The 19007-nt window shown below is 48.8% G+C and carries 21 protein-coding genes and 1 tRNA gene; 17 read left to right on the top strand and 5 right to left on the bottom strand.

The window, feature by feature from the left end; genetic code table 11:
- Nucleotides 1-9 precede the first annotated feature (9 nt).
- From IZU99_08015 to IZU99_08000, 4 genes are all read left to right on the top strand, one after another.
- A complete protein-coding gene (locus IZU99_08015; protein UOO37198.1) occupies nt 10-855 on the top strand; it encodes a hypothetical protein in 846 nt (281 codons plus the stop codon).
- A gap of 251 nt (nt 856-1106) precedes the next feature.
- Entirely contained in the window at nt 1107-1655 is a 549-nt protein-coding gene (locus IZU99_08010; protein UOO37197.1) for a DUF5104 domain-containing protein, read from the top strand.
- 220 nt (nt 1656-1875) lie between these two features.
- Nucleotides 1876-3615 (top strand): hypothetical protein, encoded by a 1740-nt coding sequence (locus IZU99_08005; protein UOO37196.1) that lies wholly within the window; start codon nt 1876-1878, stop codon nt 3613-3615.
- A 28-nt stretch (nt 3616-3643) separates the two neighbouring features.
- Entirely contained in the window at nt 3644-4462 is an 819-nt protein-coding gene (locus tag IZU99_08000) for a hypothetical protein (GenBank protein ID UOO37195.1), read from the top strand.
- Nucleotides 4463-4705: 243 nt separating this feature from the next.
- Here IZU99_08000 and IZU99_07995 read toward each other — a convergent pair whose 3' ends face one another.
- Both IZU99_07995 and IZU99_07990 read right to left on the bottom strand, forming a co-directional pair.
- On the bottom strand, nt 4706-4969 hold the full coding sequence (locus tag IZU99_07995) for a hypothetical protein (protein UOO37194.1): 264 nt from the start codon (nt 4967-4969) through the stop codon (nt 4706-4708).
- Nucleotides 4943-5026 (bottom strand) — tRNA-Leu (locus IZU99_07990). The genes IZU99_07995 and IZU99_07990 overlap by 27 nt, the downstream gene beginning before the upstream one ends.
- Before the next feature lie 198 nt (nt 5027-5224).
- Here IZU99_07990 and IZU99_07985 point away from each other — a divergent pair.
- From IZU99_07985 to IZU99_07935, 11 genes are all read left to right on the top strand, one after another.
- Entirely contained in the window at nt 5225-6556 is a 1332-nt protein-coding gene (locus IZU99_07985; protein UOO37193.1) for a hypothetical protein, read from the top strand.
- Nucleotides 6557-6590: 34 nt separating this feature from the next.
- A complete protein-coding gene (locus IZU99_07980; protein ID UOO37192.1) occupies nt 6591-7277 on the top strand; it encodes a response regulator transcription factor in 687 nt (228 codons plus the stop codon).
- A gap of 42 nt (nt 7278-7319) precedes the next feature.
- Nucleotides 7320-8747 (top strand): HAMP domain-containing histidine kinase, encoded by a 1428-nt coding sequence (locus IZU99_07975; protein ID UOO37191.1) that lies wholly within the window; start codon nt 7320-7322, stop codon nt 8745-8747.
- 38 nt (nt 8748-8785) lie between these two features.
- Nucleotides 8786-9730 carry a DUF1385 domain-containing protein gene (locus tag IZU99_07970; protein ID UOO37190.1) on the top strand — a complete coding sequence of 315 codons (945 nt, stop codon included), beginning with the start codon at nt 8786-8788 and terminating at the stop codon, nt 9728-9730.
- A 257-nt stretch (nt 9731-9987) separates the two neighbouring features.
- The gene (gene prmC, locus IZU99_07965) at nt 9988-10848 is read left to right on the top strand and encodes a peptide chain release factor N(5)-glutamine methyltransferase (GenBank protein UOO38795.1); all 861 of its coding nucleotides are present in this window, start codon (nt 9988-9990) and stop codon (nt 10846-10848) included.
- A gap of 11 nt (nt 10849-10859) precedes the next feature.
- A complete protein-coding gene (gene recA, locus IZU99_07960; protein ID UOO37189.1) occupies nt 10860-11954 on the top strand; it encodes a recombinase RecA in 1095 nt (364 codons plus the stop codon).
- 2 nt (nt 11955-11956) lie between these two features.
- A complete protein-coding gene (locus IZU99_07955) occupies nt 11957-12589 on the top strand; it encodes a regulatory protein RecX (protein UOO37188.1) in 633 nt (210 codons plus the stop codon).
- Complete coding sequence (rimO, locus tag IZU99_07950; protein ID UOO37187.1) at nt 12579-13907, top strand: 30S ribosomal protein S12 methylthiotransferase RimO; 1329 nt, start codon at nt 12579-12581, stop codon at nt 13905-13907. The genes IZU99_07955 and rimO overlap by 11 nt, the downstream gene beginning before the upstream one ends.
- Before the next feature lie 3 nt (nt 13908-13910).
- Complete coding sequence (gene pgsA, locus IZU99_07945; protein ID UOO37186.1) at nt 13911-14435, top strand: CDP-diacylglycerol--glycerol-3-phosphate 3-phosphatidyltransferase; 525 nt, start codon at nt 13911-13913, stop codon at nt 14433-14435.
- A gap of 13 nt (nt 14436-14448) precedes the next feature.
- On the top strand, nt 14449-15336 hold the full coding sequence (locus IZU99_07940; GenBank protein UOO37185.1) for a DUF2156 domain-containing protein: 888 nt from the start codon (nt 14449-14451) through the stop codon (nt 15334-15336).
- Nucleotides 15337-15347: 11 nt separating this feature from the next.
- Nucleotides 15348-15986, top strand: a complete 639-nt coding sequence (locus IZU99_07935) for a hypothetical protein (GenBank protein ID UOO37184.1) — start codon at nt 15348-15350, stop codon at nt 15984-15986.
- 62 nt (nt 15987-16048) lie between these two features.
- Here IZU99_07935 and IZU99_07930 read toward each other — a convergent pair whose 3' ends face one another.
- The 3 genes from IZU99_07930 to IZU99_07920 form a co-directional block, all read right to left on the bottom strand.
- Nucleotides 16049-16531: a hypothetical protein gene (locus tag IZU99_07930; protein UOO37183.1), complete on the bottom strand. Its 483-nt coding sequence runs from the start codon at nt 16529-16531 to the stop codon at nt 16049-16051.
- 73 nt (nt 16532-16604) lie between these two features.
- A complete protein-coding gene (locus IZU99_07925; GenBank protein ID UOO37182.1) occupies nt 16605-17144 on the bottom strand; it encodes a hypothetical protein in 540 nt (179 codons plus the stop codon).
- Between the two features lie 386 nt (nt 17145-17530).
- On the bottom strand, nt 17531-17758 hold the full coding sequence (locus IZU99_07920; protein UOO37181.1) for a hypothetical protein: 228 nt from the start codon (nt 17756-17758) through the stop codon (nt 17531-17533).
- A gap of 212 nt (nt 17759-17970) precedes the next feature.
- Between IZU99_07920 and IZU99_07915 the strand changes: the two genes are divergently transcribed.
- Together IZU99_07915 and IZU99_07910 are read left to right on the top strand one after the other, a co-directional pair.
- The gene (locus IZU99_07915) at nt 17971-18291 is read left to right on the top strand and encodes a PadR family transcriptional regulator (GenBank protein ID UOO37180.1); all 321 of its coding nucleotides are present in this window, start codon (nt 17971-17973) and stop codon (nt 18289-18291) included.
- Nucleotides 18288-19001 carry a DUF1700 domain-containing protein gene (locus IZU99_07910; protein ID UOO37179.1) on the top strand — a complete coding sequence of 238 codons (714 nt, stop codon included), beginning with the start codon at nt 18288-18290 and terminating at the stop codon, nt 18999-19001. Before IZU99_07915 ends, IZU99_07910 begins: the two co-directional genes overlap by 4 nt.
- Nucleotides 19002-19007: the final 6 nt, after the last annotated feature.

Below are 19007 nucleotides of genomic sequence, written 5' to 3'. Positions count from 1 at the left end.
GGTAATGTAATGAAATGTAGACTTGTAATACTCCTATTTAGCTTTTTGCTACTTGCTGGTTGCACTGCCGTTTCCAACGAAAATAGCGGAGATGTGAATTCAATTGAGAATTCAGATCTATTAAATAAAACTGATACAGAATATGAAAAATTATTGAGCCAATATCATGAGATCCTTTTTAAATACAATGATACAAATAGTGAACAGTTCTATTCTTTGGATTATGAAGCAATGGAAAAATTTCAGGCTTTACTTAAATATCGTGAGAGTGTTTGTGAAATGAATCCATTGGGATATGAGGTCTATTACGAAGTTCCTGGGACAATGATAAGATTCTCGGAAATATATAAGAACAACGACGAAGACTTTAGATATGTGACATATATTCCTGGATACAACAACTCAAGGGTATTTTTACAAATATGGAATGATGACGTGTTTGAGAGCACAAAATTACTTACTGTTTTATTATCACCTGAAGAGGAGAATGCGGTCGTTGACACAAGAATTCTAACGGACGAAAGTGGGGTTTATGCCAATATATTAATAAAAAAGAGTAATTGGGATATCAGTGACGAATCTTATGAGATGTACACGTATAAAATTGAAAATAGGACGTTAACAAGTTTCATTCCGATAAAAGGAATTGTAAGCGCCGGAAACTGGATGGTCGAAGAAACGGAAGCTTTTGATACCGATTCTCTAGCAATTGAAATTAAGTGTAATAAAGAGAAAGAAACAAGTGTATGGTTTAATGTGGAATATAAATTCGAGGGGAATGTTTTAGTGATTTCCGAGATAGGAAACCCCGAGAATTCGATCCAATTAATATTTGAAAATGGTGAATGGAAATAACAAAGGAAAAACAAGCAAGCAAATCAAGGCGACGGTGCTACTGTTTGAAAATACTCCCGCAGCTATGTTATGATAGCTGCGGGAGTGGTATATTATGCCGAGAAGTGAAAGAAAAGCGGATTCAAGATATATGAATATGGGAAAAACAACCAGTATAAGTCGGGTTTTATACTTTGCGAAGGTAATAAATGGGTATTCAACGATGGCCTCCATAGTGCAGGGTTAATTTTTAGTTAAAGGACAAAGAAGCTATGATTAAGAGCATTTTTGGGTTTTTACTTATAGCAAGTATATTATTTCTAAATGCATGTTCAATAGGAGGGGCAAGAACACATATGTTAAGTATAGATAATGACGGAGGTAAGGCAGACGCCAGACTGAAACAAATCATAAAAGCGATAAATAACCAGGATAAAAATTCTATAAAGAACATGTTTTCCAATCAGGCGAAAAATAAGACAGAAGACCTTGACGGACAGATTGATTATTTATTTGTATTTGTACAAGGGAAAATTGAATCATGGGAAACAATCGTGCATGGTGCTACTGCAGAATCTATTAATAATGGGAGCAGAATCAAAGGATCAAATTCATGGTATTATATTTATACTGATAAACAGAAGTATTTAATTTTTCTGGTGGAATGTACTATTGATACTGACCATCCTGAGAATGTAGGCATGTATGTAATTCAGGTAATGAAAGCAGAAGATAAAGATAAATACTTCCATGGCGGTGGACCTGATACGCTTCCTGCTGGGATCGATATACCAGATGGCAGTACAGTAACAACGACATAACATCAATTTAGCACCTCGCATGTATTAGCAGATACATGCGAGGTGTTTCTTATCCCCAAAACATTCTCAAAGGCTTTTTCATATTTCTTGACTGGAACAACAATACGACATATTATACATTTAATGGATTCAATCGCGTTGCTATTGCCCTTTAGACAAGGTCGTCCTGGAGCTAGACGGCAGCGGAAATCAGACGGCGTACAACGTCTACGGTGGGGACATGCTCATCAGCCGCACGGCGGGTACAACGACGCTGTATTACCTGTATAACGGGCACGGCGACGTTGTGAATATTGCGGATTCAACCGGCAGCATCGTCATGACGTACGACTACGACGCATTCGGCGTTGTCACCACCGCCACCGGCAATATTGCCAATAGCTATCTCTACGCCGGGTATCAGTTTGACGATGAGACGGGAATGTACTACCTCAACGCGCGGTATTATGACCCTGTGACAGCGCGGTTTATCACGGCGGACTCGTATACCGGCCAAGCAAACGACCCGCTGAGCCTGAATCTGTATACGTATTGCCATAACGAGCCAATGATGAATAGTGATCCGACGGGGCATGTTGATGAACCCAGTTACTTTTATTCAACCAGCTCCAGATATTTAGGATCAATACCTGGTTCCGGAGTTTCCGAACCGGAAATAACTACAACAACTATTTATTATTCTAATGGTGGCATAAAGTCGGTTGAAACAGTGCACGAAATATGCGGTAATATTACTGAAACTACTAAGGAAATAACTCCGGATGGCAGAGAAACTAAACATGTAGTAATTTATGATAATAATGGAAAAATTATATATGATTCGGACAATGGTCAAAAAGGCACAAATATATTCACACCATCAAAAGCAAACACAACAATAAAGCCTATCGAATATGGAACTATCAACACTTCCTACGATAGTGACAATGATGTTATGCAGATGCAATGGTTGTTATATATGCTTGGGTATTATACTGGAATATATACTGCCGATGACTTTAATCAAGGGAGAGTAGTAGACGGCGTGTTCCAAAAAAACACGCTTGAAGCACTTTTGAGATTTCAAACGTTATACATCACGAAAGGGGTTATCACGAAGTCTGATTTATTTAACAGCGATGGATCATACGCCGGTTGCGGAAAATTTATTGCCGGTGAACTGTCAAAAATATACGCAGATTATCTAACTAATCCCAGTAGTTATGCTAAGTATAAAGGTCAGCGCAACGATTTAGTAAATAGTATCATGGACAGCATGACGATTACGCCTTCTTCAGCAATAATAGATAATAATACAGGTGGAAGTGGAGGGGCAACTGAAAATACATCTGAATATCTTGTAACAAAAGAATTGTTAGAACAATTATTAAAAAAGAGTAATCATTTTCTTGCGGGAAAAGTTACTGATGCTTTAGTAAGCGATTTAAACAGGGTGTTGGTCACGTATGGAATCACCACCCTTGAACAAGTGCAATATTTTCTAGCGGTGTGTTTGCATGAATCACGCCTTGCACTCACCGAAGCGGGTTGGTGCTCAGAAAGTTATGTAAGACAATACTGCAAAAAGTATGAACCGGGTACGACAGGTGGGAAAAATTTAGGAAATACACAAGTTGGGGACGGCTACCTTTTTAGAGGGGCAGGTTTTATTCAATTAACAGGGCGGTATAATTATCAAAAATTTTCTAATTACCTAATCGAAAAATTTGGTATCAGTGATCCAAATATTATGAAACTTGGTGCTAACCATATTGCTGCTAATTATGCATGGGAAGTAGCGGGGTATTATTGGAGTACACATAAAATTAATGACGTAATAGCAAAAGGCTATGACTCCATGACGACCCTAAAAATGGTATCTAATGCAGTATATGCAGGTGATTCAAATGCTTCTGCGTATCCAGGAGAATGGGATAGTAGAAAGGAAATATATACTGTTGTTACGTCCATAATTAAATAATAAATTCGATCAATGAAAGGTTATTGAAATGAAAATCTACTTAAAAAGATATCTGATTGTCATTTTCATACTATTATTTTTAACATCATGTAATAAATCAGAATTAGGACAGAAAACTGAAGCAAAAGAAGCGGGGGATAGCGTGATTGCTGTTCATACTGTTATTCCAGAAGAAATAGAAAAAGGGAATACCGAAAATATTAATGAAAACTATACACCTGGTAATGAAAACATCACTATTAATGATTTATGCTTTGTAGACAAAAATATTAATATTCGATATCCTTGTCTATCTCACATGAGCAATACCGTTTTAGAAGAAAGCATTAATGATATTTTAAAGAAACAAGCATTTGCGGAATTTATTTCTTTAGGTGGCAATTCAGAAAAAATAACATTAGAGCTAAATTTTAGAGTAATGTATACCAATAAAAGCTTGTTGAGTATAAAATATTTTGGTTCAGTGTACTATGAAGGCGCGGCTTATCCACGTGAATTATCTTATACTGTTAATATCAATTTGCTTAAAGGATATAGGCTGCAGTTAAAAGATTTCTTAAAAATTAATAAAAATTTTGTGAACATTCTAAGAAGCGTTAATATTCCAGCTGAGAACGAACTTGCATCAGAGGCATTTGATTATTTTAACAAAAATTATTCTGATGATGATATTATTTATTTATTAAACAATGCTGACTCGCCGTATGAAGATTCTCCTGTTATCTATAGCTACTTTAATAAAGAATTAATCGGATTAATTATTGCTGTGCCACATGTGACAGGGGATGTTGTAGAATTACAAATTAAATGGAGTGATTTGAAAAGCCTGAAATCTGGCTGTTCGTAGTAACCACAGACACCCAAAAGGTGTTCATTGCTCGATTTACATCCACCTATGAAAAAATAGACAATTTGCTCAAAGTCATTGGGCGGTCGGCATTGCCGTCCACTGTGAATCGGCGGGTGCGCCTCGAGGTGTACCCGCCTTTAACCTGCATCATTTTCATTACCATGGTTCACCCTAAAAATTGGGGCGACGAAACAAATTTTGAGTCTGAATTTTGAATGATAAGACCCTTTCGCAGAAAGCCTACATATCCAGTTTCATTTTTTGCTGAATACGCCAAATGCCAATTTGAATTGACGGAAGCTCAGCAAAGAGAACTGGTAAATACCGTACTAACAAATATAAAATTTGAAAAAGAGAAGTAACTAGAATTTCAGATGAATCAAAAAGACGACCCTCGACACTTTTTCTGGCGGTAATAATGCCTTCTTTAGAATTGTAAAAAAAGCCCCAAAGGTTTCCCTTTGAGGCTTTTTTCAATGCCGGTGGCCGGACTCGAACCGGCATGCTGTTGCCAGCGGCGGATTTTGAGTCCGCTACGTCTACCGATTTCATCACACCGGCATAAGGCTTGATGCACGCCACATTATACAACAGCCCATCAGGGATTTCAAGTGAAAATAGACAGACGGCGCACCGACGGAATACGGTAAAGTTCCTACTACCAATCTTCTGAAAAATATGATAAAATAAATAAGATTATTGATTTCTGCCGGAACAGGCGGCGGGAACGCCAGATTGAGGAAAAAGGGGGCGGGCACCATGCAGATCGGACGGCGGTATGCAGTGGGTCTCGTCTGCCTGCTGGCCATGCTTTTTGCTTTGTCGGGCTGCTTTAAAGTGACGCCGGATGACTTATATACGCTTCCTCAAGCGTCGAAAGAATATGTGAAGCTTCAAGAGCAAATCAACATGGTTTTGGCCGCCGGTGCCGAATATGCGCCGCCAACGTCCGGTCCGAACCGTCAGGCCGTCCAGCTCAAGGATCTCGACGGAGACGGTATCAATGAGGCGGTCGTTTTTTTCCGCGTCAAAGGGGACAAGCCCCTGCGGATTTATATCATGCGCCTGCAGGGCGATAACTACGAAACAGCCGATGTCATAGACGGCGACGGGACGGCGATTGAAAGCATCCGCTACGCCGATATGGATGGTGACGGCATGACGGAGCTGGTTGTCGGCTGGCAGATGAGCGCGGCGCTCCTGCACATGTCGATTTACGCCATTAAGAGTTATCAGCAGACGCTTTTGGCCGGGGCGGACTATACGGCACTTGTCCTCAATGACCTCGACAACGACGGCCGGACAGATGTTTTGGCGCTCCAGTTGGCGTCGTCGGACGTGCCCGGCGAGGCGGCGATGTTCTCGCTTCTGCCGGACGGCAACGTTAAAACAAGCACGGTGCGCCTGTCAAACGGCCTGTCCGCCTTTTCACGCGTTGTGGCCGGTTCGCTGTCCGACGGGAAGCAGGCCGTTTTTGCGGAGGGGCAGCTGCCCGGCGGCGGGATGCTGACGGACGTGCTTGCTTTCAAAAGCGGCGCGCTATCGAACATTACCCTCAATAAAACAAGTGGTATCAGCGAGACATCGGTGCGGGACTATACTGTTTACAGTACCGACATTAATAAGGATGGTGTTTATGAGGTGCCGTCCCCGCGGCGACTGACTTCGCCTGAACAATCGGATTACTATGTGATCGACTGGCTCGCTTTCGACAGCAGCGGAAATAAAAGCCGTGTTTTCACGACGTATCATAATTTTTCGGACGGCTGGTATCTCATCCTTCCGAATGCCTGGCGCGATAAGATCACCGTCCGCCGGGAGGACAGTGTCTCCGGCGAGCGGACGATTGTTTTCTCTTATCTCTCCGGCGCAAGCGATACGCCTGTCGATTATCTGAAGATATACGCCCTCTACGGCGACAACAGGAATGACCGGGCGGCCGTTGCGGGCCGGTTTAAGCTCGCAGAGCATGGAGACGTTGTCTACGCCGCCGAAATTATTGCGTCACCGGCGGGGCTCTCCGTCAGCCAAAAAACGATAACCGATAACTTCAAACTGCTGTACTCGGACTGGGTCACCGGCGCGCTGTAACATGGGGTCACCGTCAAAGTAAGGAGGAGTAGCGATGAAAAAAGTTCTTGTTTTAGAGGATGAGACAAGCATCAGAAGCTTTGTGGTCATCAATCTCAAGCGGGCCGGTTATGAGGCCGTCGAGGCCGGAACCGGGGCGGAGGCTTTCGAAAAGCTCAAAGCCAATCCCGATATTAAGGTTGCCATCCTCGATATCATGCTCCCTGATATGGACGGGTTCGAGGTCTGCCGCAAGATCAGGGCAGCCGACGCGCATATCGGCATCATCATGCTGACGGCGCGGACGCAGGAGATGGACAAAGTGACAGGCCTTATGACAGGGGCCGACGACTATGTGACGAAGCCTTTTTCCCCGGCTGAGCTGACGGCGCGGATTGACGCCCTGTACCGCCGCACGGGCGGCCCGGAGCAGATCGACACGGGCGAAATCGTGCAGGGGCCGTTCCGGCTGAATACCCGCAACAGGACGCTTGAAAAAAACGGCGTGCGCATCAAACTCACCCAGGTGGAATACGCCATCATGAAAATGTTTATGGATAACCCCGGCAAAGCGCTCTCTCGTGAGGACATCCTGAATACAGTCTGGGGTCGGGACTATTTTGGGGAACTGAAAATTGCCGATGTCAATATTAGGCGTTTGCGTCTTAAGATCGAGGATGACCCGACGAATCCGAGCTTCATCACAACCGTCTGGGGCTACGGATATAAATGGGGCCTGTAAAAGAAACGGATGTAACGGCTGCACGAAAAGCAGGTGATGACGATGAGAAAGTTTTTCAGAATACCGACAAGCGGCCTGAAGCGCCGCTGGATCAGAAGCAGCTTTTTGGTGATTCTGGTTTCGCTTCTCGTCGTCACGGCGGCTATTTCAGTTTTCATCGCCGCCAATTATTATGATGCCGTTCGGACAGGCCTTGAAACGAAAGCCAAAACAGCGACCGACTTTTTCGCCAATTACGTTGCCAAGTCGTATGGGGAATATTACGACAGCGCTTACCGTTACACCGAGTCATTTGAAGACGCCGACAGGCTGGAGCTTCAGTTCATGGATGCGGAAGGCCGCGTTATGATGTCAACGTTCGGCATCTCGGCGGGCTCCTCCTCAACACCCGACGTGACCGAAGCGATTCAATCGCGTGAAATTTCCTCTTGGGTCGGGCGCATGCCGTCGACAGGTGAGCGCGTGATGTCTGTCTCGGCACCCATGATTTATTCCGACAGGGTCGTTGGCGTTATGCGCTATATTACAAGTCTTGATGCGGTTGATGCGCAGGTGCTGTTTAATGTTTTGGCTGTCTGCGCGCTCGGTGCCGTCATTATGCTGCTCGTCATTTTTATTAACCTTGTGTTCATCCGCTCCGTTATCGAGCCGGTCACCGAAATTACCAAGATGACAGGCCGAATCGCGCAGGGCAGCTACGGTATCCAGATCGATAAAGATTATCACGACGAGATTGGTGAAATGGTGGACTCCATCAACGAGATGTCGCTGAAAATCGCGCAGTCGGAAAAGATTCAAACGGAGTTTATATCCTCGGTATCGCACGAGCTGCGCACACCGCTGACGGCCATTACCGGCTGGGGTGAGACGCTTATCTATAACGAAAACCTTGACGGCGAGACGAAAAAAGGCATTGCCATCATCTTAAAGGAAGCCCGGCGGCTGACAAAAATGGTTGAGGAGCTTTTGGAATTCACACGCATGGAGGATGGCCGCTTTACGCTCAATATTGAGCTCATTGACATCGTTGCCGAGCTGGAGGATTCGATTTTCACTTACCGCGAGCTCTTGCGGCAGGATGAGCTGGAGCTCATATATGAGCCGTACATGGACGAAATTCCGCTCATACCCGGCGATCCGAGCCGACTAAAACAGGTGTTCCTCAATCTCTTCGATAACGCCGCCAAATATGGCCGAGAGGGTAAGCGCATCGAGGTCACCGTCGGCCTAGACGCGAGCTATGTCATCATCTGTATTCGTGATTTTGGACCCGGCGTCCCGGCAGATGAACTGGACAACGTGAAAATGAAGTTTTATAAAGGCTCGAATGCCAAGGACCGCGGCAGCGGTATCGGCCTTGCCGTTTGTGACGAAATTATTCGCTTCCATGGCGGCACGCTCACGCTTGAAAACGCCGAGGGCGGCGGTTTGCTTGTGACGGTCCGTCTGCCGGTCAGCAGCTCTGTTTAAGGGCCGGAAGCTACCATAAAGGAGAATTAACGCACCATATGACTGAAGAGGAAAAGACCGCCTTTAAAACAACTGTCGGCGGGCAGGCGCTGATTGAGGGCGTTTTAATGCGTGGGCCGCATAAACAGGCCATTGTCGTCAGAGGACGTGATGGTCTCGTCGAAAAAGTCGAGGAACTCAAGTTGCTCAAAGAAAAATACCCCATAGTCGGCTGGCCTCTCATTCGGGGCGTCGTCAATTTCGGTGCCACGATGGTCGCCGGTGTCCGGGCGCTCATGTATGCCGCCGAGCAAATGCCGGAGGAGGAACAGGAAGAGCCGTCAAAACTTGACCGTTGGATTGAAGAGCACTTCGGCGGTGAGAAGGCGGAAAAAATAATCATTACGCTGGCCGTTGTCATCGGACTTGCCATGTCGGTCGGCCTGTTCATCCTGCTGCCGACGCTACTGGCCGGGCTGCTTGACAGCGTCATTCACAGCACACTCCTTCGGAACCTCTTCGAGGGTGTTCTGCGCATCCTCATCTTTATCGGTTACCTGTGGCTGACATCGGGGATGAAGGATGTTCAGCGCATCTGGCAGTATCACGGCGCCGAGCACAAGTCGATCGCCTGTTACGAAAGCGGGCTGCCGCTCACGGTTGAAAATGCGCGGACGCAGTCGCGCCTGCACCCCCGCTGTGGCACGAGCTTTATGTTTATCGTCATGATCGTCAGCATTCTGATTTTTTCTCTCGCGACGTGGTCAAATCCGCTTGTGCGCGTGGCGCTGCGCCTTTTGCTTTTGCCGGTTGTCGTCGGGCTGAGCTATGAGCTTATCAAATGGGCCGGTCGGCATGACAATTTACTGACGCGGATTGTTTCGGCCCCCGGCAAGGCGCTTCAGCACCTGACAACGCGTGAGCCGGACGATGAAATGCTAGAGGTTGCCCTTCGTGCCCTGCGCCTCGTCATTCCAGAAAAGGCCGCCGACGCCGCCTGGTAATTTTAAATCCCACCGCCCGCCCAATTAAGGAATGGGGGCTTGGCCCCTATGACCCCGAAAAAGGCTTCCCCTGGGGGAAGCTGCCGCCAAAGGCGGCTGATGAGGGAAATGTTCATCGCATCTCCCGTAGGGGCGAACTGTGTTCGCCCGCCACCAAGGCTCCTATAGCAAAGAAGCTGCCGACAAAGGCGACTGAGGATTGTCTCTGCCCCGCGCCGGCGCCCCAAAAACAAAAAACCCCCAACGGAGGGATCACGATCAAAACATATAATGATATCTATCTGTCCGCGCGGCGGCGCCTGAAGGCGGCCGGAATCGAAGCGTTTGACGTGGAGGCACGGCTTTTTGCCGTTGCGGTTTCCGGCAAAACGCGCGAGCAGTTTGTCCGCGATAAAGGCCTGATTGCAACGGACGATTTTGAGAAGAAGGTTGATGGCCTCATCGCCCGCCGGAAATCGGGTGAGCCGGTTGCGTACATCCTTGGCGAGTGGGAGTTTTACGGCATGCCCATCACCGTTAATCGCCACGTGCTCATCCCACGTGCCGATACGGAGGTGCTGGCCGAGGCAGTCATTAAGGTCTTTGAAAAAAATCTGGACGGCACGCGCGTCTTAGATCTCTGTACCGGCAGCGGCTGTGTGGGGCTTGCCATTGCCGCACACGTTCCGTTCTGCCGCGCCGTTCTGGCGGATAAATCAGCGGAAGCCTTACGCGTCTGCCGCATCAATATCATCAAAAACAACCTCACCCGCAGCACGACGACGCTGGAGCTCAACGCGCTGGAAGCCCCGCCGATGCTGCTGGGAGAATTCGACGTTATCGTCTGCAACCCGCCGTATATTCCGGCGGCGGATATCGCGCAGTTGGACACGTCGGTTAAGGACTTCGAGCCGCTTACGGCGCTCGACGGCGGCAAAGACGGACTGATCTTTTATAAAAATATCGCGGCCAAATGGAAAACCGTTTTAAAAAGCGGCGGGCTTTTAGCCTTTGAGTGCGGCATTGGTCAGGCAGTCCAGGTCGCCGGTATATTAAAGCAAAATGGCTTTGAACATATTCAGATCATACGGGATACGCGCGGCATCGAAAGGGTTGTCCTCGCGACAAGACAGAAATAGGAGGCGTTATCATGGCGGATAAAAAGAGAACAGAAGCGGCCGCACCGGCCGACGACAAGAAGAAAGCACTGGAAACGGCCATTTCGCAGATTGAAAAAAGCTACGGCAAAGGCGCCATCATGCGCTTTGGTGACAATCTCGCCGTCAACGTGGAGTCCATTCCAACGGGCTCTCTGTCTTTAGACCTTGCCCTTGGCATCGGCGGCGTCCCGAAGGGGCGCATTATTGAGATATACGGACCCGAATCATCCGGTAAAACAACACTTGCCTTGCACATCATCGCCTCCGCCCAGAAAAACGGCGGCGAGGTTGCGTTTGTCGATGCCGAGCACGCCCTGGAGCCGGCCTATGCCCGCGCCCTCGGCGTTGATATCGAAAATCTTCTCATCTCCCAGCCGGACACCGGCGAGGATGCCCTGGCCATTACGGAAACGCTCGTTCGCTCCGGCGCCATTGACGTTGTCGTCGTCGACTCCGTTGCGGCGCTTGTGCCGAGAAGCGAAATCGAGGGTGAAATGGGCGATTCCAGCGTCGGCGTCGTGGCGCGGCTGATGAGCCAGGCGCTCCGCAAGCTCGCAGGCTCCATATCGAAAACAAACTGTATCGTCATCTTCATTAACCAGTTGCGCGAGAAGATCGGCGTGATGTACGGCAGCCCGGAGACAACGCCCGGCGGCCGCGCCCTCAAGTATTTTGCCAGCGTCCGTATCGACGTTCGGCGTATTGAGTCACTTAAAAACGGCACCGAGGTCGTCGGTAACAGGACACGGGCGAAAATCGTCAAAAACAAGGTCGCCCCGCCGTTTAAAGAGGCGGAGTTTGACATCATGTATGGCGAGGGTATCTCGAAAACGGGCGAGCTGATCGACCTCGGCGTCAAGCTTGGCCTGATCGAGAAGGGCGGCGCGTGGTTTACCGTCGGTGAGACGCGCCTGCAGGGGCGTGACAACGTTCGCGAGTATCTGAAGTCAAACCGCGACGTCGCCGAGGACCTCGAAATGAAAATCCGCCGCGACGCGGCAAAGCTCATGACGCCGCAGGAGCGCATCGCCGCCAAGGCGGCCGGGCGCGCCGTTGACGTCTCCGCCGAGGACTTCGAGGGCTGACTTTGGAAATCGTCAGGCTGTCCATCAGTGAAAAAAAGAAGGACGCCTTCATCCTGGAGCTGGATGACGGCGCGGCAATGACTGTTACGGCGGCGCACGTCGCGGATTTCTCTCTTTATCGCGGGCGGACGCTGACGGACGGGGAGTATGACGCGCTCGTCAAAGCCGTCAAAACATCTGCGTCAAAAAAGCGTGCGCTGAATATGCTGGGCAGCCGCAACATGTCTCGCCATGAGATCACCGAGCGCCTTGAGCGAAAAGGGGAGGATGCCGAGACGGCATCGGAGACAGCCGACTGGCTGGAACGCCAGGGGCTCCTCAACGACGCGGATTTTGCCGCCATGCTGGTTCGACATTATGCCGCCAAGGGTTATGGCGCCGGGCGCGTCAAAGACGAGCTGTATAAGCGCGGTGTTGACCGGGCGCTGTGGGACGATGCGCTGGCACAAATGCCGGATACGGGTGAAGCGGTGTATCAGCGCCTCACAGCAAAACTCCGCGGCAAGAATACCGATCGCAAGGCCTTGAAATCAGCCGCAGACGCTTTATACAGGCGCGGCTTTGCCTGGGACGAGATCCGTCCTGCCATCGACAGATATTTAAGCGAAATTAAGGATTTATCAGATGAAGACTAAAATCGGGCTCATTTCACTTGGCTGCCCAAAAAACAGAGTTGTCAGCGAGCAGATGCTCTATCTCCTGCGCGAGGCAGGCTTTGATATCACCGGCGAAACAGACGGCGTGGATGCTGTTGTCGTCAACACATGCGGCTTTATCGACAGCGCCAAAAAAGAGGCCATCGAGACGGTGCTCGCGCTCGGCGAAGCCAAAAAAAAAGGCCGCATTAAAAAAATTATCGTCACCGGCTGTCTGGCTGAGCGGTACAAGGTTGAAATCCTCGCCGAACTGCCGGAGATTGACGCCGTGCTCGGTGTCGGCAGCGCATCAGATATCGTGGCGGCCGTCACAACGGCACTCAGTGGCCGCGTTTTTGCCCGTTTCGATGATAAAAACCGGCCAGACCCCGACATTCCGCGCGTTGTGACCACGTCGGACGCCTGGGCGTATCTCAAGGTCGCCGAGGGCTGTGACAACCGCTGCGCCTTTTGTGTCATCCCCGATATCCGCGGCCGCTTCAGAAGTCGCCCGATGGAAAGCGTTATCAAGGAAGCCGAAGCGCTCGTCCAAGGCGGCGTCAAAGAACTCATCGTCGTCGCGCAGGACACAACGCGCTACGGGCTCGACTTATACGGGAAAAGAAGCCTTGCAGAGCTTCTTAAAAAGCTCTGCGCGATTGACGGCCTCAACTGGATTCGCCTGCATTATCTCTATCCCGACGAAATGGACGACGACCTCATCGCCGTCATCGCCGAAGAGGAAAAAATCCTCAAGTATCTTGATATCCCCATGCAGCATATCAGCGATAGAATCCTCAAAAAAATGGGCCGCCGCGGCACGGGGGACGAAATCCGCGCTCTTTTTGAGAAGCTGCGCGCCCGGATTCCCGGCGTCGTTCTGCGCACGAGTCTGATTGTCGGTCTGCCCGGCGAGGGTGAGCAAGAATTCCTCGAACTCATGGACTTTCTGCGTGAGGCGCGGATTGAGCGCGCCGGTGTTTTCACGTATTCACCGGAGGAGGGAACGCCCGCTGCCGTCATGGACCGCCCGGACGCCGAGACAGCCGCCAAACGGGCCGAGGCTGTCATGGCGCTGCAAAGCGATGTCATGGACGCGTTTAATAACAGCCGCCTCGGCACAACGGTAACGATTCTCGCGGAGGGCGTAGAGGACGGGCTGTTTATCGGACGCAGTTGGGCCGAGTCACCGGAAATTGACGGCTATATCCATTTTACCGGCCGCACCGTCAAACCGGGTGACATTGTCACCGTCCATATTACCGGCACGCGGGACGGTGAGCCGTCCGGTGAGCAAATAAACCGAGGGGATGCATAAAAAATGAATCTAGCCAATAAACTGACGCTGTTTCGCGTCATCCTGATCCCCATATTCCTGCTCGTTTTGTATCTGGATTTTCCGGACAGCCGGTACGTTGCGTTGGCCATCTTTGCCGTGGCGAGCCTGACCGACTTTGCCGACGGGCATATTGCCCGGTCACGCGGCCAGATCACGGACTTCGGCAAGTTTATGGACCCGCTTGCCGATAAGGCGCTCGTTTTTGCTGCGCTTTTATGGTTTACCCAGCAGGGCCTCATGCCCGCGTGGGCCGTTTTAATCGTCGTCATCCGTGAGTTTGCCGTCACGGCGCTGCGGCTTATCGCTGTCGATCGCGGTCGCGTCATCGCGGCTGGTTTATCGGGAAAGATTAAAACGGCGTCGACGATGGTGTGCATTCTTCTGATGCTTCTGCCGATCCCGACCGTTCTCGTGACGGCTTGTGTCGCCGTTATTGTATTGGCGACACTGTATTCCGGGATAGAATACTTCATAAAAAATAAAGACGCACTGAACTGGACGAAATAGCGAGGAGAAATTTTTGGAATTTCAAGCATTAAAACTGGAGCATATCACGCAGCTCCGCCCGTATTTTGAAAAAAACAAATGCCGTATTTGTGACTGTACAATCGGCGGGTCGTTTATCTGGCGGGATACATTTAAAACAGAGTTCGCCATTGAAGAGGGGCTTTTGTATCTCAAGGTCAAGTATTTGACGGGAGAGACGGCGTTTACACCGCCGCGCGGCGAGCCATGCCCCGAAAAAGAGGCCTATGACAGAATTGTTGATTACTGCCGTCAAAACGGCCTGATACCGCGCCTGTGCGTTGTCTCCGAACACCGGCTTGAGCAGGTCAAATTGTCATACCCGGACGCCGAAATCACAACGAACAGAAACTGGTTTGACTACCTGTATCAAAGTGAGGATATCAAAAACCTTTCCGGTCGGCGCTACAGCGGCCAGCGCAACCACATTAACCGCTTTCAGCGCGAAAACCCAGACTGGTCGTTTGAGATTATCAATCCCGAAAATCTGAAGGAAGTCCGGGCATTTTTCGAAACGTATGCGCAAGAGCACCATCGCGACTCCGAGACGTATGAGGAGGGCAACCGCAAAGCGCTAGAAGTGCTGGATAATCTCGATATCTACAAGCTTTTCGGCGGCTTTTTAACGGCAGGCGGGAAGGTCGTCGGCGCGTCGCTTGGCGAAATCGTCGGCGATACGCTATTTGTCCACGTCGAGAAATCGCTGACGGCATATGCCGGGTCGTATCCCATGGTTGTCAACCAGTTTGCCAAAGCGTTTGCCGGAGAAGGCGTCACCTATATCAACAGGGAAGAGGACGACGGCATTGAGGGCCTGCGCACGTCCAAACTTTCATATCACCCCTGCGCCCTCTTGGAAAAATACATCGTCACGCTCAAATGACGGAGTCGGCTATGAAAACAGTATCCATCAAAAATATGAAGCTGTTCGAAATCCATGACGGCGGAACGCCCTGCTGTGGCGGTCGGCAGGCTTGGTACCTGACGGGGTTCAAGCGCCTTGCGGGTTGCGGACCAACAGTATTTGCCGGAATTATAAATTATGTAAACCGAAATCAAAGCGGGCTTTCAGGCGGGCCTGACCCGATCGCCAAAGCTGATTTCGTAACGCTGATGGAAGAGGTATGGCGGTATGTGACGCCCGGTATTCAGGGCATTCCGACGACGGCGGCCTTTATGAAGGGCGCGCGCGCCTATATGGATGCCAAAGGCCTCCCTTATACGCTGGAGAGCTGTGACATCCCGGCAAAAAAAGCGGTAAGGCCCGGCCTTGGGGCGGTGGCGGACTTTATTGCCCGCGCGCTGTACGATGATATGCCGGTCGCCTTTTTAAGCCTCGACAAGGGCACGGAGCCGTTCGTTGACACGTGGCATTGGGTGACGCTCCTGTCTCTGAGTTGGGATGAAGACATGTCGCGCCTAGAAGCCGACATCGCCGACGAAGGGCGGCTATTCCATGTCAACCTCAAAAACTGGCTGGAGACGACGCGCCGCGGCGGTGGCTTTGTCCGTTTGAAGCGGCTTGATAACTGACCGTGTAAAAGACATACATACGAAAGGAACACCTCGCTTCGGCGAGGTGTTCCTTATAACTGTTATTTGGTAAAGTATACGTTTCCGTTTTCTGTGTTTTGAGGCAGCATTGGCTGCAGCTTCTCCCAATACGTCACAATAACGTCATTATTCTTTTCAAGGGTCAGCAGCAGATCGCCTTGTTGATATGGTTCATTTAAATTGTCTGGCAAGTATTTGTCAAAAGTCAGATTTATTGCTTGCGCGTCTCCAGAAACAGTCGCTTGCATTCTAATCATCGTCTGGAAACCGTCTATAAATATATCGGCAAAATACTGATGATTTTTTTGAAATATCGTTATGCTATAAAACATGTTTTCATCGGGATCATTGTGTTCAGAAAAGGAGTAATCTCCGACCCAAGAATTTAAATCCGCGTCAGGACTTACAGGATTGGCGCTGTTTGAAAGTGCAGCCGGTTGAGCGGGCGACGTCAATCCAGAACAGGCACAGAGGACTAAGCAAAGTATGACGGTAAGGATCAAGAAAATTTGTCTTTTTTTCATTTCTCTCCTTTTTAACGCTTAACAAATATTTTTCAGACCTGGTTATGATCGATGAAGCGATGTTATCACATTATTAAGAAGATGAAGCCGTATCCGAAACGTCTTGAATATCCCGAATTTTTTGAATTTTTCCATCGTCGTACACCGTAAAGACCTGTGATTTTTTTATTTCAGTGACAACTTTATTGGAATCAGTTTCTCGAATGATACAGTCATAGACAACTTTGTATAAATTGTTCGGGAGCTCTTCAACATCAACATCTGCAATACAATAATCTAACTCATAATGAATATTCTTGGATGCACAATCTTCAATATATTGCATTTCGCTTTGATAAATAGGATAATTTTCATCCAAAAAATCTTTATAAATATGGATGAAATAAATGTCATTCATTGCATCTTCTTTAAAGCTAATATAATAATGGATTAATTCATAAATATAATAAAAATTAGCCTTGACATCATCTATGTTGATTGTAACATCTGCATTTTGAGCCTGTGATTCTTCTGCCACATTCTGCTGATAGCCCGACGGTGTGTTTGAAAGGCTGCATGAGGGCAACGTCATTACAAATAGAAAACAGAAACAACTCCATAAAAAACGCTTCAATTTTTTCACCCCTTTTCCATGACACTATTTCCATGATGTACAGCTCTTGACCATAAAACGATTCGTAAAGTCCGGCGACGACAGGACATGTGCCAAATTGGTAATCCCCGGCAGCTTAATCCCATTATATCCCACTGTTTCGACATCTGCAAGCGGAACGCTGAAAGGCGATTGCCGTTTCGGCGAGGTGTCCAAAAGCTCTTGTTCCGTCTCATCTTACCTGAAATTAAAGAGCCTTTTAGCTGTACGGGTTTCCCCAAACAGTTAAAAGGCTCTCAGGCTCTTTATTAATTTATTATAATTACATATATTTACACGTCATTGTACTGAGGCAGCACCCGTTTGTCAAGCTTTCGGAACATGAAAACCAAAAATCATGTGCTCACTTATTTATGATTTTTTTTGCGTTCCGGGTGGATGTGTTGAAAACCGTTATCGACTTTATTCGTCACCTGCGGGATATTTTCAAGCGATGAATACGACACCGCCTCTGCAATAGATGTCGGCGGCGTCGGCTCGAGGCCCGTACAGTCGCTTCCCGAGGCGACCTGTGCAATGCCGCCCAATTCGTCCTCCGTATAGACGGGATAGCCTTTGAGCTTTCTGTCTTCCATCGTGTGCTCCTCTCCGCGCGGGAAGCGCTTTATAACAACATACCCGCGCAAAAAACCGTTTTTGTCCTTAAATGTATTATGGCGGGATCGGTTTTTCCTATGCCATGCAGTTTTTGACACAAAAATAAAATCACTATTGACAAATCAAAACTACTATATTATAATTAATAGTAGATGATGACGCATCAAACGTACGTCAAAGGGGGAAAACGATGAACAGCCAATACAAAAAGGGCGTTCTGGAGCTCTGCGTCCTGTCGCTGCTCTATCAAAAGGACTGTTACGGATACGACGTGTCAGAGTATCTCTCACAGCATATTGAGATCGCCGACGGCACCGTCTACCCGATTTTAAGAAAGCTCAAGAGCGACGGCTTTGTGACGACGTATCTGTCTGAAGAAAGCGGCGGCCCGCCGCGCAAATACTATTCACTGACGAAAACGGGGCGGGACGAATTTTTAACGCAAAAAGCCGAATGGCAGGCGTTTGCCGCATCAATTGAGAAGCTCGTGAAAGGGGGAGAAGAAAAATGACAAAGCAGGAATATTTAAATGAACTGAAAAACCAGTTGAAAGCAAATAACGTTTCGGATATAGACGAGATTTTAGCCGAATACAAGGAGCATTTTGACCGCAAAATGGCGGACGGGTATACAGAGGAGGAAATCGCCAAGAAGCTCGGCGCACCGCCGGAGATCGCCGCGCAGTTTGCGCTTTCCGGTACCGCCAAAGAAGTGATAAAATCAAATAAAATTTTTGCCGGAGTCGGGCTCTTTTTTGCCGATATTTTTGTCGCGTCGTTTTTCGCTTTGCTGTTTTCTTGGGTGCTTGTCTTGGCCTTGTCTGCCGTATCGTCATGCCTTGTCGGCCTTTGCCTTCTTTTAAGGCCGCTCTTACCGGCGTTTGTGTTGCTGCCGGTCATGCCGTATGCCGGTGGCGCGCTCCTTGGTATCGATCTCATTGCGCTGGGCGTTTTGTTCGCCGTCGCCGCCGTCTGGTTCATCGCGCTGACACGTCAGATGGCGCGGGCGTATAGGCGATGGCATAAAAACGTCATGACGGACGGGAAGTACCCGCCATACGCCTTGCACCCCGTCATGAAGGATACAGCACGCCGCCAGCTGCGTATCGTCGGCCTCTTGGCAGTGCTCATATTCGTTGTTTTCTTCGCCGTCAGTTATGTCGTCCTTGCCATCAGCGCCGGGGCTGTTGAGTTCTGGCACGTCTGGCACTGGTTTGTATAGGAGTAG

It is taken from the genome of Oscillospiraceae bacterium CM (assembly GCA_022870705.1).
In the GTDB taxonomy this organism is placed as follows: Bacteria; Bacillota; Clostridia; order Oscillospirales; family Oscillospiraceae; genus Sporobacter.
The sequence above is the reverse complement of the archived record's forward strand: the minus strand, read 5'-3'. Positions and strand labels throughout refer to the sequence as shown.

Bases quoted from the DNA above. Each gene is read 5' to 3' on its own strand.
- IZU99_08015 (UOO37198.1), top strand. From the start codon at position 10: ATGAAATGTAGACTTGTAATACTCCTATTTAGCTTTTTGCTACTTGCT.
- IZU99_08010 (UOO37197.1), top strand. From the start codon at position 1,107: ATGATTAAGAGCATTTTTGGGTTTTTACTTATAGCAAGTATATTATTT.
- IZU99_08005 (UOO37196.1), top strand. From the start codon at position 1,876: ATGCTCATCAGCCGCACGGCGGGTACAACGACGCTGTATTACCTGTAT.
- IZU99_08000 (UOO37195.1), top strand. From the start codon at position 3,644: ATGAAAATCTACTTAAAAAGATATCTGATTGTCATTTTCATACTATTA.
- IZU99_07995 (UOO37194.1), bottom strand. From the start codon at position 4,969: ATGCCGGTTCGAGTCCGGCCACCGGCATTGAAAAAAGCCTCAAAGGGA.
- IZU99_07985 (UOO37193.1), top strand. From the start codon at position 5,225: ATGCAGATCGGACGGCGGTATGCAGTGGGTCTCGTCTGCCTGCTGGCC.
- IZU99_07980 (UOO37192.1), top strand. From the start codon at position 6,591: ATGAAAAAAGTTCTTGTTTTAGAGGATGAGACAAGCATCAGAAGCTTT.
- IZU99_07975 (UOO37191.1), top strand. From the start codon at position 7,320: ATGAGAAAGTTTTTCAGAATACCGACAAGCGGCCTGAAGCGCCGCTGG.
- IZU99_07970 (UOO37190.1), top strand. From the start codon at position 8,786: ATGACTGAAGAGGAAAAGACCGCCTTTAAAACAACTGTCGGCGGGCAG.
- recA (UOO37189.1), top strand. From the start codon at position 10,860: ATGGCGGATAAAAAGAGAACAGAAGCGGCCGCACCGGCCGACGACAAG.
- rimO (UOO37187.1), top strand. From the start codon at position 12,579: ATGAAGACTAAAATCGGGCTCATTTCACTTGGCTGCCCAAAAAACAGA.
- pgsA (UOO37186.1), top strand. From the start codon at position 13,911: ATGAATCTAGCCAATAAACTGACGCTGTTTCGCGTCATCCTGATCCCC.
- IZU99_07935 (UOO37184.1), top strand. From the start codon at position 15,348: ATGAAAACAGTATCCATCAAAAATATGAAGCTGTTCGAAATCCATGAC.
- IZU99_07930 (UOO37183.1), bottom strand. From the start codon at position 16,531: ATGAAAAAAAGACAAATTTTCTTGATCCTTACCGTCATACTTTGCTTA.
- IZU99_07920 (UOO37181.1), bottom strand. From the start codon at position 17,758: ATGGAAGACAGAAAGCTCAAAGGCTATCCCGTCTATACGGAGGACGAA.
- IZU99_07915 (UOO37180.1), top strand. From the start codon at position 17,971: ATGAACAGCCAATACAAAAAGGGCGTTCTGGAGCTCTGCGTCCTGTCG.
- IZU99_07910 (UOO37179.1), top strand. From the start codon at position 18,288: ATGACAAAGCAGGAATATTTAAATGAACTGAAAAACCAGTTGAAAGCA.